Below are 24,793 nucleotides of genomic sequence, written 5' to 3'. Positions count from 1 at the left end.
CAATGACCATCAATCGTTTCAAGCAGCCACTGCGTCTTGCTCTCCTGCTATGTGCTCTGACCCTGACCGGTGTAAGCGCCGAAGAAGAGCCGCTGTACGAGGTCAACTTTGTCGATACCGAACTCAGCGAGTTCATCGACAGCGTTTCGCGCATCACCCACACCACGTTCATCATTGATCCACGGGTCAAGGGCAAGGTCACGGTGCGCAGCAGCGAGATGCTGGGCAGTGAAGAAATCTACGATATCTTCCTGGCTCAATTGCGTGCCCAGGGTTTTGCAGCGGTGGACCTGCCGAACGGCAGTGTGAAGATCGTCCCGGATCAGGCCGCTCGCCTGGAGCCCGTGCCGGTGGAGTCGGGGCGCAATGCAGCGCAGGCCAACGACGGCATGGCGACCCGCGTCTTCAATGTGCGCAATGCCGCCAGCGAACAGATGCTCAATATCCTCAAGCCGCTGATCGATCCCCGAGTGGGGGTTATCACGCCGTACCCTTCGGCCAACCTGTTGGTGATTACCGACTGGCGCAGCAACCTGGATCGTATCGACAGCCTTCTGGTGCAACTCGATCAGGTCAGCCAGGAACCTCTGGAAGTGCTGCCGCTGAAAAACGCCAATGCCAATGACACCGCGCAACTGGTCACGCGCCTGCTGGCCCGCGAGCAAGGTGCTGACAGTGCGCAAGTGGTGGCCGACCCGCGCAGCAACGCTTTGCTGGTACGCGGCAGCACCGACAGCCGCGCACGTGTGCGGGCCTTGCTCAAGCAACTGGATAAACCCTACGACCCGCTGCATAACGCCAACACCGTGGTGATCTATCTGCGCCATGCCAATGCGGCGGAAGTGGTCAAGGTTCTGCGCGGGCTCAGTCAGGACGCCGCCGCGCCGACATCTTCAGCCCAAGGGAGCGAGAAGTCCCTGCCGGTGAGTACTTCGGGCATTCGCATGGAATATGAGGAAGGCACCAACGCCGTGGTGATGGTCGGGCCGGATAGCGAATTGACGGCCTATCGCAGCATCGTCGAGCAACTGGATATCCGGCGTGCCCAAGTGGTGGTCGAGGCCATCATTGCCGAAGTCTCGGACACCCGCGCTCAGGAACTGGGCGTGCAATGGTTGTTTCAGGGCGACAATTTTGGTGGCGGCGCGATCAACTTCAGTGGCAATGCCGCGAGCGTCACCAGCGTAGGCGCGCTGGTGCAGTCCGGGGATACAGCAGGCCTGGGACAGTTGTTGTCCGGGGTTCAGGGCGTGACAGCCGGGGTCGGCAACCTGAGCGGTGGCGGGCTGAATTTTCTGGCCTTGCTCAATGCCCTGAAAAGCCAGAGCGGTTTCAACCTCCTGTCGACGCCGACACTGCTGACGCTGGATAACGCCGAGGCGTCGATTCTGGTGGGGCAGGAAGTGCCGTTCGTGACCGGCTCGGTGACGCAGGACAATACCAACCCCTACCAGACCATCGAGCGCAAGGAAGTGGGTGTAAAGCTGCGCATCAAGCCGCAGATCAACATCGACAACACCGTGCGCCTGGATATCGTGCAAGAAGTCTCGTCGATTGCCGACAGCACCAGCGCCAGCGATGTCATCACCAACAAGCGCGAAATCAAGACCAAGGTCATGGTCGAGGACAACGGCCTTGTGGTGCTGGGCGGCCTGATCGGTGACGAGTCCAGCACCAGCGATCAACGGGTGCCGTTGCTGGGTGACATTCCGGTGCTGGGCCGACTGTTTCGTTCCGATGCGACTCAGCGGGTCAAACAGAACCTGATGGTATTCATCCGCCCGCGCATCGTGCGCGACGGCGAGACGCTGGCTCAGCTCAGCAGCGAGAAATACCGAAATCTCAAGGCCAACACGTCGCTGGCGCTTCCCGGTGCGAGCGATGGTGATCCGTTGCTGCAATTGTTTCCGGCCAGTCGCGAACGTCTGGACCAGGGCGCATGGTGAACGCGCTGCTGCCGTATCGCATCGCACGCCAGACCGGCGTCGCCAGAGTGCCGGCCGACACGGGCTGGCAACTGTGGCTGCGCGCCGGGAGCGACACCGACACCCTGCAGGAAGTGATGCGCGTGCATGGTGTGCCGAGCGCGGTGGAGCATCTTTCCACCCAGGATTATGAAACCCGGCTTGGGGCGCTTTATCAGGCCGGCGAGTCGGCGACCGCTGCGTTGATCGATGGCATTGGCGAGCAGGTTGACCTCGACAGCCTGATGAGCGAACTGCCCAAGATCGAAGACTTGCTGGAGAACGATAACGACGCGCCGGTCATTCGCTTGATCAACGGCCTGTTCGGCGAAGCCTTGCGCTTGCGCGCCTCGGATATTCATGTGGAAACCTTCGAGGCCAGCCTGGTGATTCGCCTGCGCATCGATGGCCACATGCGTGAAGTGCTGCGGCCGCCGCGTGCGTTGTCGACGATGCTGGTGTCGCGGATCAAGGTCATGGCCCGTCTGGATATCGCCGAAAAACGCCAGCCCCAGGATGGCCGGATTACCCTGCGCTCTGCCGGGCGTGAAGTGGACATTCGTGTCTCGACCTTGCCGGGCATTCACGGCGAGCGCGTGGTGATGCGGGTGCTGGACAAGCAGGCGAGCCTGTTGGACCTGGGTAACCTCGGTATGCCGTTTGAAGTGGAGCAAGGGCTGCGAGCCTGTCTGCAACGCCCCAATGGAATCGTGCTCAGCACCGGCCCGACCGGCTCGGGCAAGACCACCACGCTCTACGCCAGCCTGAACAGCCTCAACGATGGTTCCTGCAACATTCTGACCGTGGAAGATCCGGTCGAGTACGCCATTACCGGCATCGGCCAGACCGCGATCAATCCCAAGGCCGGAATGACCTTTGCCAATGGCTTGCGGGCCATTCTGCGTCAGGACCCGGACGTCATCATGCTCGGCGAAATTCGCGACCGGGAAACGGCGCAGATCGCTGTGCAGGCCAGTCTCACCGGGCATCTGGTGCTTTCCACCCTGCACACCAACAGCGCGGTGGGCGCGGTGACCCGCCTGCGGGACATGGGCATCGAACCCTTCCTCATCGCCTCGACCCTCAAGGGCGTGCTGGCCCAGCGACTGGTGCGCCGCTTGTGCCATTGCGCGGTCCCGCAACCGTTGCAGGACGCCGAACGGATGTTATGGCCCGAGCTGGCCGGGCTCACCGAAAGCTTTCATCCTCAGGGTTGCGACGCCTGTCAGGGCAGTGGCTATGACGGTCGCATGGGGTTATACGAATTCATCGAGCTGGACGCCGGCCTGATTGCCTTGCTGTACGACGGGGCCAGCGAAGTCGCGATGCATGATTATCTGGCCGACAAGCGACAGAGCCTTGTCGCCATGGCCACCGAATGCCTGCGTCGAGGCGAAACCAGCCTGGCGCAGGTCTTGCGCGCCGTGCGGGGCTGACCGATGCCGACTTATCGCTATCAGGCCCTCGACCCGGCAGGACGCACGCGCAAGGCCAGCCTTCAAGCGGAAAGCGAGCGTCATGCCCGACAGCTCTTGCGCGAGCAAGGTCTGTTCGCCCGCGACTTGCAGATTCAGGATTCGGCTTCACGCAGCCCTCGTGGCCAGCGCCTCAATCACACCCAGCTATGTGAATTGACACGCCAGTTGGCGACGCTGTTGAGCGCCGGTATTCCGCTGGTGGATGCCCTGGGGACACTTGAACGACAACTGGCCGAGCCTGCGATTCGCAACCTGTTGGTGGCCGTGCGCGGTGCGCTGGGGGAAGGGCATAGTCTGGCTCAGAGCCTGCGTCGGCAAGGTGGCCTGTTCACGGGGCTGTATTGCGCGCTGGTGGAGGCGGGCGAACGTTCCGGCAAGCTGGCGCCGGTGCTGGAGCGTCTTGCCGAGCACCTTGAGCAAGTCCAGCGTCAGCGCCACAAGGCCCGTACCGCCATGATCTATCCGGCAGTGCTGATGCTGGTTTCTCTGGCCGTGGTCATTGGCCTGATGACTTTCGTGGTGCCCAAGCTCACCGAGCAATTCAGCCACACCGGGCAGAGCCTGCCGCTGATTACCCAACTGCTGATCGGCATCAGCGAAGGGCTGGTGCATATCGGTCCTTGGCTGTTGGTGCTGACGCTGCTTGCCGCCGTGGGCGCGGGGGTTCTGCTGCGCAAGGCGCATTGGCGATTGCGCCTGGACCGCAGCCTGCTGCGCCTGCCCAAGGTTGGTCCGTTGCTGACGGTGCTGGAAAGCGCACGACTGGCCCGCAGTCTGGCAATTCTGGTGGGCAGTGGTGTGCCGTTGCTCGAAGCCTTGCAAGTGGCGACTGCAACAGTGGGCAACCGTGAAGTGCATCGGGCACTGGAAACCGTTCGTGAGCAAGTGGAAGGCGGCGTCAGCCTGCACCGCGCCTTGAACGCTGCCGGCCACTTTCCGCCGCTGCTGCTCAACATGGTCGCCAGTGGCGAGGCGAGTGGAACCTTGCCGGACATGCTCGAACGGGTTGCGGACAACCAGGAGCGCGGCTTCACCCGCCATGTGGACATGCTCATGGCCTTGTTCGAGCCCTTGATGATTCTGGTGATGGGCGGCGTCGTGCTGTTCATCGTCCTGGCTGTGCTGTTGCCGATCATGCAGCTCAACCAGGGGCTTACTTTCTGACTCATGGAGAACCGTCTTATGTCCAAGCCTGCTTCACGCCGCCAGCGCGGCTTCACGCTGATGGAAATCATGGTGGTGATTTTCATCATCGGTCTGTTGATTGCCGTGGTTGCGCCCAGTGTCCTGGGCAATCAGGACAAGGCCATGCGTCAGAAAGTCTTGGCCGACCTGTCCACTCTTGAGCAGGCGCTGGACATGTATCGCCTCGATAACCTGCGCTACCCCAGCACCGAACAAGGCCTTGCCGCTCTGACCAGTGCGCCAACGGTCGAGCCACTGGCGCGTTCATGGCGAGCCGATGGCTACATCCGTCGCCTGCCAGCGGACCCGTGGGGCAACCCGTATCACTATCGCGCTCCCGGTGAGCGCGGGCGCATCGATATCTACTCGCTGGGTGCCGACGGAGCGCAGGGCGGTGAGGGTACCGATGGCGATATTGGTAACTGGAACCTCTAGGCGTGAAGGTTTCGCGGGGCTTTTCACTGCTGGAAATTCTGGTGGTCTTGCTGATCATCGGGCTGTTCAGTGCCCTGAGCGTGGCCTGGCTGGATTCGGGCCATGCACCGATGCAGCAGGCTCTGGAAAAACTGGCTGCCGAGGCCCGGACTCAGGCGGCACAAGCCCGGCACAGCGGCCAGGTAATGGGGATGCGCTGGAATGGTCGTCAGCCGGAATTTGTCCGCAAGGATCAAACCCGCTGGGTCGCGGATGCACCGCCCATGAAGTCCTGGCCCGAAGGGTTGCAGGCGGACTGGCCAGTGTCTGACGAGCCCCGCGTGATATTCACGCCATCGGGTGTAAGTGCAGCGGTAAACCTGAACTGGCGATGGCCCGAAGGGCAGCAACGCTGGGAGTGGCGCACCGATAACAGCCTGACTCAGGTAAAGCTGCCATGAAGCGTCAGCGCGGTTTCACCCTGCTGGAAGTGATGGTGGCGCTGGGCATCGCGGCGGTCATGACCATGATGGTCAGCCAGATGTTGCGTCAGCGCATCACCGTGCATCAGGCCGTTCAGCAGCATCGACTCGGTGCCCTGTGTGCCCGTGAGCTGGAGGCGCGATTCGGTGTCGAGCGCTACTGGCCGCAGATCAACAAGGTCAGCGGTGAATTGCAGCAAGGCGCAAGCACTTGTTACTGGCGCATGGACCTGGGCATGACCGGTGTCCAGCACTTGCGTCGTGGTGAACTGGCGCTGTTCGCTGCCCGTGACGAGCGTGAGCCGTTGGGGAATTACACCGTTTTTCTGGTGCGGCCGTGAGCCATGGGCAACGCGGTTTGACCTTGATCGAGTTGCTGGTGGCGATGGCGCTTACGGCTGTGATCGGTGTGGTGCTGGCAGCTCTGGTGAACGGTTGGATCAAGGTTCGCGAGCGTCTGGCCGAACCGGGCAACGAGCCGGTGGTGCTGGAGTTTTGTCTGGCTCTGGAGCGGCGTTTTGATGGGCTGGTGTTGCGTCGTTTGTATGAAAAGCGTTTGCCGTTGCCGGTGAGCTGGCTCGACTGGGACCCGGCAGCCAATCAACTGGGCTGGGTCGCCTTGACGGCCTGGCCCGAAGTGGAAGGCCAGTCGAGATTGCAGCGTCAGCGTTTGGCGTTCAACTCGCGGGAGCGGCGTTTGAGCCTGTGGACCTCGGCGGATCTGTATGCCGTCGGCGCTCCACGCTGGGAGAGTCGCGAGCGTCTGGATGACGTCGACAAAGTCAGTTTCAGTTTTTATCAGGGAACCCGCTGGCTGGCGTTTCCTTCCACCGTCGCACTTCAGCCCGACCGGGGCGTGCGACTTGAGTTCGAGCGTCATGGAGCGCCTTATGTCTGCACCTTCAGCTTGCCCGATAGCCGCCCATGATATTTGAGCGCTGGAGTGCCAGACGCCGGACGGAGCGTCATTGGTTGTTGCTGCGTCCTGCCGTCACGGGCACTTGGCAATGGCAACGCCTGCCGGGCACCGAGCACGGCGACTGGCCGCCGCCTGCGCACTTTCTGCAGGACACCCTCGCATTGATCATGCCCGCCGCGCAGTGCAGCCATTTTCAGGTGCCTGCACCACCGGGTCTCAAACCTCATGAGTGGCCGATGCTGCTGGAGGACCTGCTGCAACAGCCTGCCGAAGAGGTGCAGGTCAGTTGCCTGTCGCGGGTAGCCGGGCATCTGGAGTTGCTGGTTGTGGAGCGCGCACAGGTTCAGCGTTGGTTGAGCGAGTGCGAAGCACTGGGTGTATCGCCGGATTACCTGTGGGCCGAGATGCAGTTGCTGCCTCAGCAGGCGGCGGGTGAGATGCTGCGCTGGTCGCATCCGGGAGGCAGCTGCCTGATACGTGGCGCTGAGCATGGCGTGCAGCACTGGCTGGTATGGCCGGATGTTCTAGGAGAACTGCCCGAGGACTGGCGACAGCCGAACGAGGACGTCATCGGGCCATGGCCCTCCCGATGGGCTTCGTTGAGCCGTCTGCCCAATTTGTTGGTGCGTTCTGGCAATCGTCGTTCAAAGGCTCCGCGACGGGCGTTGCCATTTGGCAGAACCCAGCTTCGTCTGGCAGGTGTTTGTGCAGCGCTGGCTTTCTGTTGGGGCGTGCTGGCGTTGGGGCAATTCTGGCAGCAGGTGCCGGCCTGGAAAGCTCAGGTCGAAGCCTTGACCGGACCAGTCGGCAGCGCTCAACAGGCAGCGCGAGTGTTGTCCCGTCTTCAGGCTGAACAGACCGACTGGCGAAGCCGCCAGCAGCAGATCGTCGAGCTGGAACAGGCCATGACGCTGTGGCTCGACAGCCAAAAGGACTGGGGCGTGTCCGGGACCTATTTCGACGGGCGAGCCCTGCGGCTGGTCCTGAGCGGCGATGCTCCACCTCCGTCCCCGACTCACTGGCAGGCCATGGCCAGGGCAGTGGGCGCGAAGGTCAGCATCGAAGCGAACGAAAAGACGTCCCTGCTGACGCTCAATTTCAATCTGGATGGGCAGCCATGAATGCATTGATTCAGCGGGCTTCAAACGCTTTCGTCGCACTGCCGCCTGCCCGGCGTTACATGTTGCTGGCGGGTTGGGTTGTGGTCCTGACGTTATTGCTGGTGCTGATCGGACGTCCTTTGCTGGCCTGGGGCAAGGACCTGCGCCAGTGGCCGGCTCTGGCGCAGCAGGCCCAGACACTGAGCCCCGGTCCAGCCTTTTCCAGCGAATACTGGCAAGCGCTTGCCAGTGCGCGAGGGCTGGTGCTGACGCGGGTCGAACAGCGCGGTGACATCTGGCAACTGCAAGGCGAACTGACTCGGGCTGAACCCCTGACGCAACTGATGCGCAGCATTCAGGAACAGGGCGGGCGACCGCTGCGCTGGAGTCTCGAACAAGGTCATCAGGGTCTGGTATTCAGCCTGGATGTGGGACGTGCCGGGAGACGACCATGAGCCGCAAGCTATGGATGCTCGGCACGCTGGTATTTGCCCTGACGCTTTTGCTCAACATGCCCGCCGCGTTCATGGCTCGCTTTATTGCGTGGGCACCCGGCTGGCAGCCTCAGGGCGTCGCTGGAACCCTGTGGAGCGGGCGAGCCGAACGGCTGGGGAGCGTCGGGCCTTTGAGTTGGCGTCTTCAGCCCTGGATCGGCCAAGGCTTTGTAAGCGCTGGTTTTCAACAGCGGGCCTGGGAACTCAAGATGCAGGGATGGCCCTGGGCATGGAGCGCAGAACTTGCGCCCGCCGCCAGCCTCATCACTCCTGCTGCGGCCTATGCAGTGGATGGCCGCTGGCAGGGGCGTTTGCTGATGCAGGGGCGAGGCGCGAAATGCACGTCCAGCGAAGGAAGCCTTCAGGGCCAGGACCTGGCCTTGTTGTCACCGTGGATGGTGGTGCTGGGCAATGCTCATCTCAAACTTGAGTGTCGAGACGCGATGAAGCTGTTGGCCGATGTGCAGCGCGAGGGGGAACACCGTTTCGAGATATTGCTGGAACCTGCCGCCAGTCGGATGAAGATAAGCGGTCGGGTCGAACCTGCTGCTCTGGTGACGCCGCTGCTGGTTCAGGCCGGTGTGATGAAGACGGGCGCATCGCAGTTCGAAACGGTGCTGGGCAGACGCTGACGCTTACTTCTTGTCCTTGGCATGGCTGGCCAGACGCTCCAGCGCGGCGCGCAGTTTCGGATCGCTGATGCCGTCTGCGGTGGCCTGGATACTTTCTGCTGCCGCGGGCGACAGGTCGATGGTGTGACCGACGGCTCCCCTGGCTACGGTAGGAGGCTGTACCTTGAAAACAATGCGTGTCAGGTTGGCGAATTCGTCGAAAGCGACCAATTGCCGCTGCAAGCGCTTTTGTTGGTAGCGCAGGCGCGTGGCCCAGTGACCGTCGGTCACGATCAACAGCAGGCTGCCCTCGCGCCATGAGGCAACATGACAATGCTCGCGGGCTGCCGGTTGCAACTGGCTTTCAAGCAGGCGCTGAAGGTGGCTCAGGCGCTCTGCATGGCGAAAAATGGCCTTGAGCGGCTTGGCGTCGCGCAGCAGAACTGCGGGTGCTCGAGCATTGAGAGGACGAAAGGCCATGAATGTGATGCCGGGGGTGACAAGGCGCTCATGTTAACAGAAAGCGCTCTTGCAGCTTCGTTCGGCGGGCTTTCCGTGCTTTTATATGCAAATCAACGAGTAACTTCGGCCCTGAGCGGGTTGAAGTGCTGAATAATGGCCCCATTGTAAGACTGCCCCGTAACAGCGCTGTGCCAGCATCGTGGAATAACGCCACTTTCCTCACCATCGTTTCCGGGTAGAATACTCGTTCGCATGCGGCCATAAGGCTGCACGGGCGACTCACGGGGCCGCCCTCCATTCCTATGTGTGGAAGATCCTGTCGATATGTTTGCGCCTTTGTTAAAAAAACTTTTTGGAAGCAAGAACGAGCGTGAAGTCAAACGCATGCTCAAGACGGTACAAGTCGTCAATGCCTTCGAAGAGCAAATGGTGGCCCTTTCGGACGAGCAACTGCGTGCCAAGACCGAAGAGTTCAAGGCCCGCATAGCCAAAGGCGAGACCCTCGATAAGCTCCTTCCTGAAGCTTTCGCGGTTGCGCGTGAAGCGGGCAAGCGCGTCATGGGCATGCGCCACTTCGACGTCCAGTTGATCGGCGGCATGACCCTGCACGAAGGTCAGATCGCTGAAATGCGTACCGGTGAAGGTAAAACCCTGGTAGGTACGCTGGCCGTTTATCTGAACGCACTGGCTGGCAAGGGCGTACACGTTGTAACCGTGAACGACTACCTGGCCCGTCGTGACGCCAACTGGATGCGTCCGCTGTACGAATTCCTCGGCCTGACCGTCGGGATCGTCACGCCATTCCAGCCACCGGAAGAGAAGCGCGCGGCCTACGCTGCCGACATCACTTACGGCACCAACAACGAATTCGGTTTCGATTACCTTCGCGATAACATGGCGTTCAGCATGGAAGACAAGTTCCAGCGCGAACTCAACTTCTGTGTAATCGACGAAGTCGACTCGATTCTCATCGACGAAGCTCGTACACCGCTGATCATTTCCGGTCAGGCTGAAGACAGCTCCCGCCTGTACACCGAAATCAACCGCCTGATTCCGCGTCTTGAGCGTCACATCGAGGAAGTGGAAGGTGAGGTCACCAAGCCGGGCCACTACACCATCGACGAGAAGAGCCGTCAGGTCGAGCTGAACGAAGCCGGTCACCAGTTCATCGAAGAACTGCTGACCGAAGTCGGTCTGCTGGCGGAAGGCGAGAGCCTCTACTCGGCGCATAACCTGGGCCTGCTGACCCACGTGTATGCCGGTCTGCGTGCTCACACGCTGTTCAACCGCAATGTCGAATACATCGTTCAGGACGGCCAGATTCTGCTGGTCGACGAGCACACCGGTCGTACCATGCCGGGCCGCCGCCTGTCCGAAGGCCTGCATCAGGCCATCGAAGCCAAGGAAAACCTGAACATTCAGGCCGAAAGCCAGACCCTGGCTTCGACCACGTTCCAGAACTACTTCCGTCTGTACAACAAACTGTCCGGCATGACCGGTACAGCCGACACCGAAGCGTTCGAGTTCCATCAGATCTACAGCCTGTCGGTCATGGTCATTCCGCCGAACAAGGCGTTGGCGCGCAAGGACTTCAACGACCTCGTCTACCTGACGGCGGAAGAGAAGTACGCGGCAATCGTTACCGACATCAAGGCCTGTCTGGCCGAGAATCGTCCGGTACTGGTGGGTACGGCGACCATCGAAACCTCCGAGCACATGTCCAATCTGCTCAAGAAGGAAGGTATCGATCACAAGGTCCTGAACGCCAAGTTCCACGAGAAGGAAGCGGAAATCATCGCCCAGGCCGGTCGTCCGGGTGCGCTGACCATCGCCACGAACATGGCCGGTCGCGGTACCGACATCCTGTTGGGCGGTAACTGGGAAGTCGAAGTTGCCAACCTCGAGAACCCGACCCCCGAGCAGATCGCTCAGATCAAGGCTGACTGGCAGAAACGCCATCAGCAGGTGATCGAGGCGGGTGGTCTGCACGTCATCGCTTCCGAGCGTCATGAATCGCGCCGTATCGACAACCAGTTGCGTGGTCGTGCCGGTCGTCAGGGCGATACCGGTTCCAGCCGTTTCTACCTGTCGCTTGAAGACAGCCTGATGCGCATCTTTGCCTCTGACCGGGTGAAGAACTTCATGAAAGCTCTGGGCATGCAGTCCGGCGAAGCGATCGAGCACCGCATGGTGACCAACGCTATCGAAAAGGCGCAGCGCAAGGTGGAAGGTCGCAACTTCGACATCCGCAAACAACTGCTCGAGTTCGACGACGTTGCCAACGAGCAGCGTAAAGTGATCTACCACATGCGTAACAGCCTGCTGGCAGCCACCAACATTGGTGACACCATCAGCGACTTCCGCGAAGAAGTGCTCAGTGGCCTGATCAGCCAGCACATTCCGCCACAATCACTGCCAGAGCAGTGGGATGTCGCAGGTCTGGAAGCTTCGCTGAACAGCGATTTCGCTGTAAAACTGCCGATTCAGCAGTGGCTCGACGAAGACGATCACCTGCACGAGGAAACCCTTCGCGAGAAGATTCTGGCAGAGCTGCTGGTCGCTTACACCGAGAAGGAAGATCAGGCCAGCGCCGAGGCTCTGCGTACTTTCGAGAAGCAGATCCTGCTGCGTGTTCTGGATGACCTGTGGAAAGACCACCTGTCGACCATGGACCACCTGCGCCATGGTATCCACCTGCGCGGCTACGCACAGAAGAACCCGAAACAGGAATACAAGCGCGAGTCCTTCACCCTGTTCCAGGAACTGCTGGATTCCATCAAGCGCGACACCATTCGCGTGCTGTCCCATGTTCAGGTTCGTCGTGAAGATCCAGAGGAAGAAGAGGCGCGTCTGCGTCGCGAATCCGAAGAACTCGCCAAGCGCATGCAGTTCCAGCATGCCGAAGCGCCAAGCCTCGATCAGCCAGCACTGGTTGAAGAGGGCGGTGATGTGGCCGTCGCCACCGCGCCGGTTCGCAACGACATGAAACTGGGTCGCAACGAAGTCTGCTGGTGTGGTTCGGGCAAGAAGTTCAAGCACTGTCACGGTCAGATCAGTTAAGGCTCTGACTCTGTAATACACACGCCGCGACCGGCTTACCCGTCGCGGCGTTTTTTCATTGATTGCCGTACCGATGCGGACGGCGCAGATACTGCTCAAGGAGCGCACCCCATGGCTGTTGGTCTTGGTCCTTTGCCTACATTGCACCCGGTTCCCGGTTTTGAACTCGGCATCGCTTCTGCCGGCATCAAGCGCCCGGGGCGCAAGGACGTCGTAGTCATGCGATGCGCCGAAGGTTCCAGTGTTGCCGGCGTGTTCACACTGAATGCGTTCTGCGCCGCACCGGTCATTCTGGCCAAGCAGCGTGTGCAAGGCCCTGTGCGTTACCTGCTGACCAACACCGGCAATGCCAACGCCGGTACCGGTGAGCCTGGTCTGGCGGCCGCGACCCGCACCTGCGCCAGGCTGGCCGAATTGACTGGCGTCGATGCCAGCGCCGTACTGCCTTACTCCACCGGCGTGATCGGCGAGCCGTTGCCTGTGGAAAAGATCGAAGGTGCCTTGCAGGCCGCTCTCGACGACCTGTCTGTGGATAACTGGGCCGCCGCTGCGACCGGCATCATGACCACTGACACCTTGCCAAAAGGCGCCAGCCGTCAGTTCCAGCACGAGGGCGTTACCGTCACCGTGACCGGCATCAGCAAGGGCGCGGGCATGATCCGTCCGAACATGGCGACCATGCTGGGTTACATCGCGACCGACGCCAAAGTGTCTCAGAGCGTGTTGCAGGACCTGATCCGCGACGGCGCCAACAAGTCGTTCAACCGCATCACCATCGATGGCGATACTTCGACCAACGACTGCTGCATGCTGATCGCCACCGGTCAGGCCGACGTACCGGCTGTAACCGAGGCCAAAGGCCCGTTGTTCGAGGCCTTGAAGAAAGCGGTCTTTGAAGTGTGCATGGAAGTGGCCCAGGCCATCGTGCGTGACGGCGAAGGCGCGACCAAGTTCGTGACCGTTGAAGTCAATGGCGGCGGCAATCACCAGGAATGCCTGGATGTCGGCTATGCAGTGGCTCACTCGCCACTGATCAAGACGGCGCTGTTCGCTTCCGACCCTAACTGGGGCCGTATCCTGGCTGCGGTCGGCCGTGCAGGTGTACCGGATCTGGACGTCAGCAAGATCGACGTGTTTCTCGGCTCCGTGTGCATCGCCAGCAAGGGTTGCCGCGCCACGACCTACACTGAGGAGCAGGGTTCGGCAGTCATGGCTCAGGAAGAAATCACCATCCGTATCGAGCTGGGCCGCGGTGATTGCAGCGAAACGATCTGGACTACCGACCTGTCCCACGAATACGTGAAGATCAACGCCGAATACCGCACCTGATCCCCCATCAGTTCAGGTCATCAATCACTTTGTGGGAGGCAGCTTGCTGGCGACTGTAGCGTACAGACGCAGAATATCTGCCGGTTTTCAGGCCTTTTCGCCAGCAAGCTGCCTCCCACACGTTTTGTTTGTGCCTTAACTGATCGGCATTACATTGTCTGACTCTGGAGCCAAGGACATGTCTCTGCACCTCATCATCGGCGACAAACGTTATTCCTCCTGGTCGCTGCGCCCCTGGCTGGTGCTGGCGATGACTGGCCAGCCATACACCGATCAGGTGATTCGCCTGAACAAGCCGGACACCCGCAAACAGATTCTTGAATACTCGCCAACCGGCAAGGTCCCGGCGCTGCAATGCGAACACGGGACCATCATCGATTCGCTGGCGATTTGTGAATACTTGGCCGAACGTTTCCCCGAGGCCAATCTCTGGCCGCGTGATACGGCCGCCCGTGCCCAGGCCCGTTCGGCATGCGCACAAATGCACAGTGCCTTCATGAGCCTGCGCTCCAACATGCCGATGGACCTGCGCCGCGATCAGGCGCTGGAAGTCATTCCGGTCGACACGCAACACGATATCGACCGCATTGTTGCGCTGTGGAGCGAGTGCGGTGCTGCGGCGGTTGAAAGCGGCCCGTTCCTGTTCGGTCAGGCGAGCATTGCCGATGCCTTCTTTGCGCCAGTGGCCATCCGTCTGCGTGGCTACCGCGTAGCCTTGCCTGCCGAAGCGCTGGCCTATATTGAAACCCTTTACCAGTGGCCTGCCTTCCAGAGCTGGCAACAGGCTGCCTTGCAGGAGACCGATGAGTGAAACGTGTTCATGTGGCCGCTGCTGTCATTCGTGGCGCTGACGGCAGGATTCTTATCGCCAAGCGTGCAGATAACCAGCATCAGGGCGGTTTGTGGGAGTTTCCCGGTGGCAAGGTTGAAGCCGGGGAGGCTGTCCAGGCCGCATTGAGCCGTGAACTGCAAGAAGAGTTGGGCATTGGTGTTACAGCGGCGCGTCCGCTGATCAAGATCCAGCACGATTACCCGGACAAACAGGTCTTGCTGGATGTCTGGGAAGTCTCGGCCTTTACCGGCGAGCCTCATGGTGCCGAAGGGCAACCGCTGGTGTGGGCTAGCCATCGGGAACTGGCCGGTTACGAGTTTCCAGCGGCCAACAAACCGATTGTTGCGGCGGCACGTTTGTCCAGCGATTACCTGATCACGCCCGATGGTCTGGAAACCCCCGAGCTTCTGCGCGGCATGCAGAAAGCCATCGCCGGTGGTATCAAACTGATCCAGTTGCGCGCTCCGGGTGGTTATGACCCGCAATATCGTGATCTGGCGGTGGATGCCGTGGGGTTGTGCGCTGGCAAGGCTCAACTGATGCTCAAAGGGCCTCTGGAATGGCTGGGTGATTTCCCGTCCGCCGGATGGCACCTGACGGCGGAGCAGCTGCGCAAGTACGCCAGCCGTGGTCGTCCATTCCCTGAGGAACGCTGGTTGGCGGCCTCCTGCCATAACGCCGAAGAGCTGGCCCTGGCCGAACAGATGGGTGTGGACTTTGTCACCCTGTCACCGGTCCAGCCGACCCAGACTCACCCCGACGCGCAGCCGCTGGGTTGGGAAGAAGCCTCCCGCCTGATTGCCGGTTTCACCAGGCCGGTCTTCCTGCTGGGCGGTGTCGGCCCCGATGAGCGTCAGCGCGCCTGGGAAAGCGGCGCACAAGGCGTAGCCGGAATCCGCGCCTTCTGGCCAGGCGCGTAACGACTTCCCTCTGGATTGATGGTGAGCACAACCTGTGGGAGGGGCCTTGGCCGCGACAGCCAGTTCAGGCGCTGAAAATATGTTGCCTGTAACTTGGGTCGTCGCGGCCAAGGCCCCACCCACAAGTGATAAATGATCGGCATTACACTTGCGGGTCAGGTCTTGTCTGGCTTGGGAGCAGGCTGCCAGAGTATTTCCGCAACTCCTTGCCGCCTGGCAATGATGCGGGCGGCAACGAACAGCAAGTCCGACAGCCGATTGATATACGCCAGCCCGACACCGGCCAGCGGTTCCAGTGCATTGAGGTGCTGACAGCGTCGCTCTGCACTGCGAGCCAGGCTGCGGCAGACATGGGCCTGGGCGATCAGCATCGAGCCTCCTGGCAAGATGAAATTTTCCAGCGGCCCGACTTCCTCGTTCCATGCATCGATAGCGGCTTCCAGTCGCTCGACTTCAGCAGTATTCAGCGCCTGATAGGCTGGCATCGCCAGTTCTCCGCCGAGGTCGAACAAACGATGCTGACAAGGGCTCAACACCTCGATCACTTCATTGAGTGCAGGAATGCGCTGCGCATGTTCGCCCAGCCCGGCCAGCAGTAGCCCCAACTGGCTGTTGAGCGTATCGACTTCACCGATGGCCTCGACACGCGGATGATCCTTGGGTACTCGACGACCGTCGCCCAGCCCGGTTTCTCCGGCATCGCCGGTGCGTGTGTAAATCTTCGACAAACGAAAGCCCATCTGAATGGCTCCTGGCTTACAGCTTTGAAATGACTTGTTGCTGCACATTCACCTGATTGCCTGCCAGAGGCAGGCGCAGAGTGAAGCAGGTTCCCATGCCGATGGACGATTGCACTTCCATCTGGCCTTTGTGGTTGTTGGTGATGATGAAGTACGACACCGACAGACCCAGCCCGGTGCCCTGACCAATTTCCTTGGTCGTGAAAAATGGCTCGAAGGTGCGCTTGCGAACGTTCTCCGCCATACCGATGCCATTGTCCTCGACCTGAATCTCCGCCCATGGCGGGTTGAGGCGGGTGCGCAGGGTAATGCGTCCGGGTTCTGCTTCATTTTCCGCTCGCTGGTGAATGGCTTGCGCGGCGTTCTTCAGCAGGTTGAGCAGCACCTGTTCCAGTTCGTTGGGAATACAGGGGACCGGCCCCAGTTCAGGGTCGAACTGGCGAATGATGTGCTGGCCCTTGAAGTCGAAACCGATCGCCAGGTCAAAGTCGTTACCAGCGATTTCCAGCGCCTGATCGATCAGGGCGGGCAGTTCGCAAGGCGTCAGCTGACGGTTGCTCAGGCGGCTGAAGTTGAGCATGTGGCTGACGATCTTTGCTGCCCGTGCGCCTGCCTGCTGAATGCCATCGAGTAATTGCGGGACGCCGCGACTGGTCAGGTAATGATTGACGGTATTCAGGTCGATACCGTCCGACTCGGCCTGTTCGATGTTCTTCGGCAGTTCCGGCGAGAGGCGGCGACGGATGTTCTGCACGTTATGCAGAATTGCGCCCAGCGGGTTATTGATCTCGTGGGCCATGCCTGCTGCAAGCCCGCCAACGGAGAGCATCTTTTCCGACTGCACCATCATTTCTTCCAGGGAAATACGCTGGGTGATGTCGTCGATACGGATCACCACGCCACGGCCTGCATCGCCTGCAAGCGGGTAGAAGGTCAGGGCATAGCTGCGAGGTTCGTCGTTCTTGATCCACGTCACACGCTCTATCTTGGTGACGCTGTGTTGCTCAACGGTCTGTTTGATCTGTGGCAGAAACGCTCTCATGGGCTCAAAGGCAATGAAAATCGGCTGATTGAGCGCTTCGTCCAGCGTTGTGCCGGACAGGGCGGTCGCCTCCTGATTCCACTGGGTGACATAAAGCTGTTCGTCCAGAGCAATCATCGCTGAGGGCATCGAGTCGATAATGCTGTTGAGGTAGTTCTGAAAACCGGTGAGCTTTTTCTCGATCTTGCTGCGAACCTTGACCTCCAGTTCCAGCTTGCGGTTGGTATGGCGGGTCTCTTCGGCAAGGCCCTGAGCCTGTGCATAGGCTTCCTGCGAGTCGTCGCGGGCCCGCTTGAGTTGCTGCTCGCGAGCTTCGATACGTGACAGCATGGTGTTGAAGGCTTCGGCCAGGTTACCGATCTCGTCTTCGTTGCCGGGGCCGGCGCGCAGGGCATAGTTTTCTTCGCGGGTGACCTGACGCGACAGCTCTTCGAGCTGATAGATCGGTTCGGTAATCAGGCGCCTGATCTGGCGGGCCACGACCAGCCACAGCAGAACGCTGAATATCAGAATGCCCAGGCTTGCCGTCAGCGTACCGGTGTAAAACGCAGTCGGCAGTTCGCTGCTGGCGACCAGCAACAAATGCCCCGGAGCCTGGTCCCCTTTGGGCACGGTAATGATTTGTGTGTTGCGAAACTCGGTCAGGCGCCAGCCTTCGATATCGCCGTAATGGGTGGGCAGGTGAAGCCCTTCGCCCTGTTGCACTTGCGCCAGTCGATTGCCGTCGTTGTCGTAGAGCGCGGCTGCACGCAACGGCCCGTAGCTCTTTAGCTCCTTGAGCAGGGCATGGGCGTTGCGCGGTGAACTCAAGGCCTGCTCGTTTAGATTGGGGCTGCTGATCAGGCGTCCGATGGTCTGTAAGGCCTGTGGGGCCATGGCTTCCTGAGAGATGTAATAAGCGGCGCTGATGAAGGTCAGGTTGGCGACCAGCAGCACCGTGGTCAACAGGACCAGCAGGGCTGCCAGCAGTTTCTGGCCTACGGGCAGGTTTTCTAGGCGCTGGCGCAATGGCATGGGGCGAATCACACGCGAAGGATGAACCAGCAGGGTAGCGTGCGCTAGTCGGTACGCAAACCCTTGCTTGCGAGATGAGTGGTCAGTCGCGTCTGTAGTTGCTGCAGGTGAGGCACGGCACATTGATGACGAAGGGCCGCAGCGCAAGCGTAGCCGAGCAGGTAGCTGATTTCTGTACGTCGGCCATTGGCCACGTCCTGATACATCGACGAGTAATTGGCCGCCGTGGCCTTGATCACCCGTTGCACTTCAGTGTGCAGGTCCTGGGCCGCCACGGGCTGGCCACAACGTTCCAGCAGGTCCGTGAGTTCGACGCACAGCGTCGCCACTTCACAGTGATGGTCCTGCAGGCCGCCATTGCGACAATCATGGAGAACGGTCAGCGGATTGATGGCGCAGTTCAAGGCCAGCTTGCGCCACAGGCGCGTCAGGATATCGGGCGTCCACTCATGGGCAATGCCGCTGTCATGCAGGTCTTGCAGGAACGCAGGTGGCGTTGGCTCACGGGCATCGCCCAGCCATGTATAGCCGTGGCCCGCGAATACCACACGCCAGTCCGACTCGCGAAATGCCCCTTCGGTGCTTGATGCAAAAATGCAGCGGGCATGTGGAATACGTGCCGCCACAGCATCCTGACTGCCCAGGCCGTTCTGCAACAGGACGACTTCTGCATTGGCATGCAGGCGCGAAGCCACCTGAGCCACGGCTTGCTCGGCATCATAGGCCTTGCAGGCCACCAGCAAACGCTCGATGGGCTCATCGCTGTCGAGAGTCTGGGCCGAAATGAAGATCGGTTGGGCAACGCCGTTTTCCACAAGGGTCAGGCAGCTGCCGTTGGCTTGATAGGCTTGCAGCCGTGCAGCATTACGCAGGACCAGCCGCACCGGAACGCCCGCACGGGCCAGTCTTGCGGCCCACAGACTGCCCAGGCTGCCCGCGCCGAGTATGTGCCAGATAGCGCCCATCAGAGAGGGATGTCCAAAAGGTTGAACGGCCTTGCAGCGATAAAATCGAAAGTCGACATGAAAGGCTCGCAGTGAAGGCTGGGAAAGTCTCGTTATAATGAGCGTTCTTTCATACCGTCAAGTCACGCGCGTTCGCTTTTTTCGGGCGCGCCGTTTATCTGGAGAAATTACATGCCATCGTTCGACGTAGTGTCCGAATTGGATAAACACGAAGTCACTAATGCCGTCGATAACGCCATCAAAGAGCTGGACCGTCGCTATGACCTCAAAGGCAAAGGCACTTTCGAGTTCAAGGAGCTGACCGTCACGCTCACCGCCGAGGCGGAGTTTCAGCTTGAAGCGATGATCGAAATCCTCAAGCTTGCCCTGGTCAAGCGCAAGATCGACGTGAAGTGCCTTGAGGTCAAGGACGCCTACGCTTCGGGCAAAGTGATGAAGCAGGAAGCCGTGCTCAGGGAAGGTATCGACAAGGAGCTGGCCAAGAAAATCGTCGCCCATATCAAGGACGCTAAACTGAAGGTGCAGGCCGCCATTCAGGGCGAACAAGTGCGCGTCACGGGTAAAAAGCGCGATGACCTGCAAGATGCCATTGCTTTACTGCGTACATACGACTCGGGGATGCCGCTGCAATTCAACAACTTCCGTGACTAGGTGATTCTGGTTGTCCGGGAACCCTTTATTCCCGGACATGTCCGAACACCCCTGTAAACGCTGAAATGATTGTTTCCGGCAGTCCTTTCAAGATTGGCTCGTGACAGGCAGGAGAAACAAGATGGATTTGAGCGCAGAAGTCGATCAGTTGTGGAAGGTTTCACAAAGCTGGATTCCTATGATCATGCAATACAGCAGCCGTGTGCTGCTGGCGCTGGTAACACTGAGTATTGGCTGGTGGTTGATCAACCGATTGACCGGCAAACTGGGTGCATTGCTGGCACTGCGTAATGCAGATCTGGCATTGCAGGGTTTTGTCGCCAGCCTGGCGAACATCATTCTCAAGATTCTGCTGGTGGTGAGCGTCGCGTCGATGATCGGTGTGGAAACCACCTCGTTCGTCGCGGCTATCGGTGCTGCGGGCCTGGCCATTGGCCTGGCATTGCAGGGCAGCCTGGCGAATTTTGCGGGTGGCGTGCTGATTCTGCTGTTCCGCCCGTTCCGTATCGGCGACTGGATCGAGGCCCAGGGTGTGGCGGGTACTGTCGACAGTATCCAGATTTTCCATACCGTGCTGCGTACCGGCGACAACCGAACAGTGATCATGCCCAACGGCAATCTGTCCAACGGCATCATCACCAACACCAACCGCCAGCCGACCCGCAAGATCGTGTTCGATATCGGTGTTAGCCCCGATGCCGACCTGAGGAAAGCACTTGAGGTGCTGCTGGAGATGGCTCAGGACCCGCGTGTCCTTCAGGATCCGGCACCGCAGGCTGTCGTCGCGGCGTTGGGCGAAAACGCGATTACCCTGTCGTTGAGGGTATGGACCAAGACCGGCGATATGGGCGATGTGAGTTCGCTCTTCAATATCGAGGCACGTGATCGTCTGAAAGCCGCAGGTATCGATATCCCTTCGCCACAGCGCATGGTGCGTGTGGTTCAGGAGTAAGCGGACAGCTCGCTCAAAAAGCTCGATGCTCCAGGCATCGAGCTTTTTGATGACCGCAGGCATTAAGCCTTGATGCGCAAATATCTGCGCACCCCATCCTTGATAAAACACCCCTGAAATCCCCTCCAACCCTTATGAACAGGGCTCTTCGACCAGCTGCGCAAGATATTGCGCAGGTGCGCATGGGCTTGCGCACTTTTTCGGGATTTTTGTATGAAAAATAACCAGTTTTTAGGAGGTTTAAATTTAAGCTATTGATTGTTATATAGAAAAATTAACAGGCATGACTCTTGATACAGACCGTTCCCACGTCCGAGCGAAGTCGCTCGGCAACCATCAGGGAACAAGGGATGTTCATGCTCGTTTATCAGGCTCCTCGCTTCATCACTCTTCACCTCCAGGTATCCGCTGAAGACGCACGCAGCGGTGCGTCCCATGACTAAGAAACACGGCACCCTGCAAGAACGGCGTGGAGCACGCTTCGACAAGTCTCCGTCTTCTGCCACCTGTGCCTGTTCGCTCAAGACGGCGGATATCGCCATTGTCCCGGTGCGCTATGCCCTTGACCGTTCGCACTACGATGTCGACCCCGCACAGCTCAAGCCCTTGCCCGCCCGTGGCCAGTGGAGCCCACTGCCACGACTCAAGACCCGCAGCTACACCCTGCGCCAGCTCTACGACGGGTATGTCTATGTGTTCGACGAAACGGCAGGGACGTTTCATGAGTACAGCGTTTCGGCGTCCGATGCCTGCCTGACGCGCATCGTCTGGACGGAGGCCCATCTGGGGCGTGACGTTCGCAGCGGCGATGGAGAGGGCAACCCTTACCTGTTTTACCCCCGCAGGAACCGCCTGCATCTGGCTTTTTCCCCGGTGCAATGGACCTGGCGAATCTGCGAGCACATGCGCTCACACGCCGACAGCCGCGCCCTGTGGATGAAGCCTCTGGACCTGGCCAACTTCTGCGCCACCCTGAACGAGCCGGGTACGTTGCCACTGATGACGCTCGCCACGGCCGTCGCCGATATCGACAAGAATTATGTGGTCGAGGACAAACGCTTCACTGATTCGTCCATTCCGACTGCCGAGCCCGAGCCACAGCCTGATCAGGCGGCGAAATCGCTCTTTACCCCGCTCGGGGCCGATGTGTACTGGCTGGGCAATGTCCCGGACAGATGCAGCTCGCTGCTGGTCGCCCTCGACGATCCGCTGGGCGTGTTCAACGACCTGGGCATGCAACTGGCGGGTGATCAGGCCGCGTATCAGAACTGGCAACAGGAACACGAACATAAGCTGCAAATGGCTCAGACCGTAACCGCGCTTTGCGGGGCCAATGGCGAGCTCAAACACCTGCCCTCGTGGGTACGCGAGGACAGCGCCAGCACCCAGCGCTACCTGCATGAGATGGAGGAGTATTTCGACCAGATGGACCTGGAGGAGATGCTGACCATGCACGGCAATCCTCCGGGTGGCTCGCTGGGCACGATGGACATGTTCAAGAGCGCAGACATGCGCCAGATGCTGCATACCCGTTATGGCCGATACCCGTCCGAAGACGACCGGCAGGCCTGGAAGGATCGCGAGAAATGGCGCCGTGAAGTCGACCTCAAGGGCGCACGTACCTATCTGCAAGACAACCTGCCCATCAGCGAAGCCCTGCTGCAACAGGTCCGCGACACCCAGGCGGATTTCCAGACATGGGCCGAGCACCTTGGCAGCGACCCGCTCAGGCTGTTCATCGACACAGCCAACCCGAAAACCCTGCTGTACCTGCAAACCGTCATGACCGACTTGCTGATGGTCTATGGCCAGGATCAACAGGCCAGCGTCTGGTTGGCTAAGCAGGAAGCCCGGGGCAGTACGCTGTTCGGGACGATGCGTTACGGCTTTTCTCCAGGCCTCAAGGAAGCTCTGGATCAGGAAGCCAACGCCCTGCTCAACGGCATTGGCGACTTCACCAACCTGGCCACCCGCGCTGGCGAACTCAACGCCGCGCTCAACCATCAGGGTTTCGTCGACGCGGCCTGGATGAAAAAGCTGAAACAGCCGGTGCAGGACACCTTCAAGGCCCTGCGCGAACTGGCGAGCGGGGCAGGTAAAACGATTGCCGAAAACATGCTGCTGGCCTGGGTGCCGGTCGACAGCCGTCTGGCGCTGGGCAAGGGCCAGAACCTCGCGGCCTTGGTCCGTAACTTCATGATCGGCCAGATTCTGGCCAATACGCCGGAAATGATCCGCATCAACGAACAAATCGCCTCCCGACTCAAGCAGTGGAAACGCGAATGGTGGCTGCTCACCAAACAGATCGACGACACCCGCTTTAACTGGCTCTACCCGCACCATCCCCGCGAACGCCGAAACCTGGCGCGCCTGCTGCAATCACAACTGGAAGCCTTGCGCCTGCACGAACTGAAAATCCCGGGCCTGCTGGACTTTCAGAACAGCCAATACGCCCAACTGCTGCAGGACGAAATCCGTGCCTTCTTCAAGTCCGGCCTGGACGTCGCCAGGGACTGGCACACCCGCGCCAAAGCCTGGAGCGAGCGTTTAGGTGGTTTCGGAGCCGGGATCACCTGGGGCGTCATCCTGCTCAACTTCATCAACACTGCATTCCTCTATGAAGACCTGACCCGCGATGGCGAATTCAGCGGCAAGGATATCGTCAAGGTCGGTTACAGCCTGGGTTACAGCTTCAATCTGTTGATGGCTGTTTTTGTCGAAGCGCCGTGGGCGGTGATCAAGAATGCGACGCCGGTGGTAATCGGTGGATATGACATCGGCATTCTGGATCGCTCTTCCGCCTACTGGAAAGCTCAGGGAAACAGCGCTTGGGGAGATGCGATTCGCGGGTTCAGGAGCACGATGGTGGCTTTGGGGGCGTTTGCGGTGGCGGCGGCGGTGTTGGAGCTTTGGGATATCTGGGAGGATCAAAAAAATGCCAAGACCGCAGAAGAAAAAGTTGCGCTCTATGTAAAAGGCTTTGCTGTAGCTGTGATGGGTATTGGCGGTTCTCTACAATTGATTGCGGGGTTGAGCCTGTCCAAGACACTCGTAGCTATTGTAATGAGCTCGTGGTTTGCTGTTGCTCTTCTCATCGTCGGATCTATTTATTTAATTGCTACCATGGTCCTGAACTATTTCAAACAGGACAGTGTTGGCTGGTGGTTGCGAAAGTGTTGCTGGTCGCGTTCACCTGAATATCGACATGCTGATACGCCAGAAGGAGAAGTTGAAGAAAAGCGTTCTTTGCTGGAAATCCAACTGAGTCCGCAAATTCTTATTAAAAGTACGGTTGAGTATAGGCAAAAATACATAGGTTTAGCTGGGTATGTAAATATGCCAGTACAAAACGGTGCCTGGATACAAATGCGTTTGCCTGAGGCATTACGCGGGCAACTGGTTCAGCTTAATGTTATCAGCAGTACGCGACCTTTCGGTTTTCTGCCAACGGAGCAAACGGATACGCCCATTGCAGACAAGTTTGAAGAGCGTGGCAAGTTCACTCCTCTCAAGGAGTTTGGAAAGATCGGTAATGAACGGCCTCCCTATTCACCATCGGATCTGTATTTCCCGATTTTTCCTGCGGGCGAGGATGTCGTCTGGCAAACCTGGGTTCCGCTCAAGGAAGGTGCTACCTACATTGAGTTGCAAATCTGGTATCCGAACTCGGTGAGTGCTTCAGGGCAGAAAGCTCAAAGCTACCTTTATCAGATAGAGCTAAGCCAGGAGGGCGATATGGCAGTAGATGGCTCAAGCCTCACACTTCTAGAAATCAATAAGAAAAGCCGCGCCAACGCACTGATCCTTGTGCTTCCGGAATAAAATTCTATGACTCATATAGCAGCCAGCAGCACAAAGCAGAACGAAACTTTCAGCAGCGATACAGCTGTAATGATATGGAGCATAAAAACAATCGAGTGTTCTCCAAAGGAGCTAAAAAAAGCTTATCTTGCTGTAGTAACGGCCTGTCTTCTCCCTTTTCTTTATTGTCTATGGTTGTTGTGGGATGATTTGCCGGAAGCTCTGGACATGCTTATAGCGTTCGGCTGCGCACCTGTAGTATTCGGGACTTATTTGATTGTGTTCGCAGTCAGGCAGAAGGCTATGTTCAACTACCACATCACACTCCATGGAGGCTCTGTCGAGTACTACGACTACTATCCAAATTTTGCAGGCCCC

At 59.3% G+C, this 24,793-nt stretch carries 21 protein-coding genes and 1 pseudogene; 18 read left to right on the top strand and 4 right to left on the bottom strand.

Annotated features, from left to right (window positions below):
• Positions 1 to 2: 2 nt before the first annotated feature.
• The 10 genes from gspD to JL015_RS26500 are packed head-to-tail and all read left to right on the top strand — an operon-like array spanning position 3 to position 8,668.
• On the top strand, positions 3 to 1,946 hold the full coding sequence (gspD, locus tag JL015_RS26545) for a type II secretion system secretin GspD (RefSeq protein WP_201020577.1): 1,944 nt from the start codon (positions 3 to 5) through the stop codon (positions 1,944 to 1,946).
• A gap of 5 nt (positions 1,947 to 1,951) precedes the next feature.
• Positions 1,952 to 3,400: a GspE/PulE family protein gene (locus JL015_RS26540; protein ID WP_201020591.1), complete on the top strand. Its 1,449-nt coding sequence runs from the start codon at positions 1,952 to 1,954 to the stop codon at positions 3,398 to 3,400.
• 3 nt (positions 3,401 to 3,403) lie between these two features.
• Positions 3,404 to 4,606, top strand: coding sequence for a type II secretion system inner membrane protein GspF (gene gspF / locus JL015_RS26535; RefSeq protein WP_201020576.1), 1,203 nt, complete (start codon positions 3,404 to 3,406; stop codon positions 4,604 to 4,606).
• 18 nt (positions 4,607 to 4,624) lie between these two features.
• Positions 4,625 to 5,062, top strand: a complete 438-nt coding sequence (gene gspG / locus JL015_RS26530; protein WP_201020575.1) for a type II secretion system major pseudopilin GspG — start codon at positions 4,625 to 4,627, stop codon at positions 5,060 to 5,062.
• A gap of 2 nt (positions 5,063 to 5,064) precedes the next feature.
• Complete coding sequence (locus JL015_RS26525) at positions 5,065 to 5,502, top strand: prepilin-type N-terminal cleavage/methylation domain-containing protein (protein WP_201005692.1); 438 nt, start codon at positions 5,065 to 5,067, stop codon at positions 5,500 to 5,502.
• Entirely contained in the window at positions 5,499 to 5,864 is a 366-nt protein-coding gene (locus tag JL015_RS26520) for a type II secretion system protein (protein WP_201020574.1), read from the top strand. Before JL015_RS26525 ends, JL015_RS26520 begins: the two co-directional genes overlap by 4 nt.
• The gene (locus JL015_RS26515) at positions 5,861 to 6,451 is read left to right on the top strand and encodes a PulJ/GspJ family protein (protein ID WP_201020573.1); all 591 of its coding nucleotides are present in this window, start codon (positions 5,861 to 5,863) and stop codon (positions 6,449 to 6,451) included. Before JL015_RS26520 ends, JL015_RS26515 begins: the two co-directional genes overlap by 4 nt.
• The gene (locus JL015_RS26510; RefSeq protein ID WP_201020572.1) at positions 6,448 to 7,563 is read left to right on the top strand and encodes a type II secretion system protein GspL; all 1,116 of its coding nucleotides are present in this window, start codon (positions 6,448 to 6,450) and stop codon (positions 7,561 to 7,563) included. The genes JL015_RS26515 and JL015_RS26510 overlap by 4 nt, the downstream gene beginning before the upstream one ends.
• Positions 7,560 to 7,997 (top strand): type II secretion system protein GspM, encoded by a 438-nt coding sequence (gspM, locus tag JL015_RS26505; protein WP_201020571.1) that lies wholly within the window; start codon positions 7,560 to 7,562, stop codon positions 7,995 to 7,997. Before JL015_RS26510 ends, gspM begins: the two co-directional genes overlap by 4 nt.
• Complete coding sequence (locus JL015_RS26500; protein ID WP_201020570.1) at positions 7,994 to 8,668, top strand: hypothetical protein; 675 nt, start codon at positions 7,994 to 7,996, stop codon at positions 8,666 to 8,668. Before gspM ends, JL015_RS26500 begins: the two co-directional genes overlap by 4 nt.
• 3 nt (positions 8,669 to 8,671) lie before the next feature.
• Here JL015_RS26500 and JL015_RS26495 read toward each other — a convergent pair whose 3' ends face one another.
• A complete protein-coding gene (locus JL015_RS26495) occupies positions 8,672 to 9,127 on the bottom strand; it encodes a DUF721 domain-containing protein (RefSeq protein WP_201005683.1) in 456 nt (151 codons plus the stop codon).
• Between the two features lie 306 nt (positions 9,128 to 9,433).
• On the opposite strand from JL015_RS26495, the gene secA reads away from it, so the two are divergent.
• The 4 genes from secA to JL015_RS26475 all read left to right on the top strand — a co-directional run bounded on the left by secA (position 9,434) and on the right by JL015_RS26475 (position 15,250).
• Complete coding sequence (gene secA, locus JL015_RS26490) at positions 9,434 to 12,169, top strand: preprotein translocase subunit SecA (RefSeq protein ID WP_201020569.1); 2,736 nt, start codon at positions 9,434 to 9,436, stop codon at positions 12,167 to 12,169.
• A gap of 111 nt (positions 12,170 to 12,280) precedes the next feature.
• Positions 12,281 to 13,498, top strand: coding sequence for a bifunctional glutamate N-acetyltransferase/amino-acid acetyltransferase ArgJ (gene argJ / locus JL015_RS26485; RefSeq protein ID WP_201005681.1), 1,218 nt, complete (start codon positions 12,281 to 12,283; stop codon positions 13,496 to 13,498).
• 178 nt (positions 13,499 to 13,676) lie between these two features.
• Positions 13,677 to 14,309 carry a glutathione S-transferase family protein gene (locus JL015_RS26480; protein WP_201020568.1) on the top strand — a complete coding sequence of 211 codons (633 nt, stop codon included), beginning with the start codon at positions 13,677 to 13,679 and terminating at the stop codon, positions 14,307 to 14,309.
• Entirely contained in the window at positions 14,306 to 15,250 is a 945-nt protein-coding gene (locus tag JL015_RS26475) for a Nudix family hydrolase (RefSeq protein ID WP_201020567.1), read from the top strand. Before JL015_RS26480 ends, JL015_RS26475 begins: the two co-directional genes overlap by 4 nt.
• A gap of 155 nt (positions 15,251 to 15,405) precedes the next feature.
• Here JL015_RS26475 and JL015_RS26470 read toward each other — a convergent pair whose 3' ends face one another.
• Genes JL015_RS26470 through JL015_RS26460 form a run of 3 tightly spaced genes read right to left on the bottom strand, consistent with a single transcriptional unit; the run spans position 15,406 to position 19,011 of the window.
• On the bottom strand, positions 15,406 to 15,990 hold the full coding sequence (locus JL015_RS26470) for a cob(I)yrinic acid a,c-diamide adenosyltransferase (protein ID WP_201020566.1): 585 nt from the start codon (positions 15,988 to 15,990) through the stop codon (positions 15,406 to 15,408).
• Between the two features lie 16 nt (positions 15,991 to 16,006).
• A complete protein-coding gene (locus JL015_RS26465; RefSeq protein ID WP_201020565.1) occupies positions 16,007 to 18,046 on the bottom strand; it encodes a sensor histidine kinase in 2,040 nt (679 codons plus the stop codon).
• A 44-nt stretch (positions 18,047 to 18,090) separates the two neighbouring features.
• Complete coding sequence (locus tag JL015_RS26460; protein ID WP_201020564.1) at positions 18,091 to 19,011, bottom strand: putative 2-dehydropantoate 2-reductase; 921 nt, start codon at positions 19,009 to 19,011, stop codon at positions 18,091 to 18,093.
• A gap of 171 nt (positions 19,012 to 19,182) precedes the next feature.
• Between JL015_RS26460 and JL015_RS26455 the strand changes: the two genes are divergently transcribed.
• The 4 genes and pseudogenes from JL015_RS26455 to JL015_RS27855 form a co-directional block, all read left to right on the top strand.
• Complete coding sequence (locus tag JL015_RS26455) at positions 19,183 to 19,662, top strand: YajQ family cyclic di-GMP-binding protein (protein ID WP_201020563.1); 480 nt, start codon at positions 19,183 to 19,185, stop codon at positions 19,660 to 19,662.
• A gap of 121 nt (positions 19,663 to 19,783) precedes the next feature.
• Complete coding sequence (locus JL015_RS26450; protein ID WP_201005671.1) at positions 19,784 to 20,614, top strand: mechanosensitive ion channel family protein; 831 nt, start codon at positions 19,784 to 19,786, stop codon at positions 20,612 to 20,614.
• A gap of 435 nt (positions 20,615 to 21,049) precedes the next feature.
• Positions 21,050 to 24,436, top strand: a complete 3,387-nt coding sequence (locus JL015_RS26445; protein WP_201020562.1) for a T6SS effector BTH_I2691 family protein — start codon at positions 21,050 to 21,052, stop codon at positions 24,434 to 24,436.
• Between the two features lie 6 nt (positions 24,437 to 24,442).
• A pseudogene (locus JL015_RS27855) lies at positions 24,443 to 24,793 on the top strand (hypothetical protein); the annotation flags it as partial.

Source organism: Pseudomonas cichorii (genome assembly GCF_015471405.1).
GTDB classification, from domain to species: Bacteria; Pseudomonadota; Gammaproteobacteria; order Pseudomonadales; family Pseudomonadaceae; genus Aquipseudomonas; species Aquipseudomonas serbiensis.
Note: the sequence above shows the minus strand (reverse complement) of the source record. Positions and strands in the feature narration are given on the sequence as shown.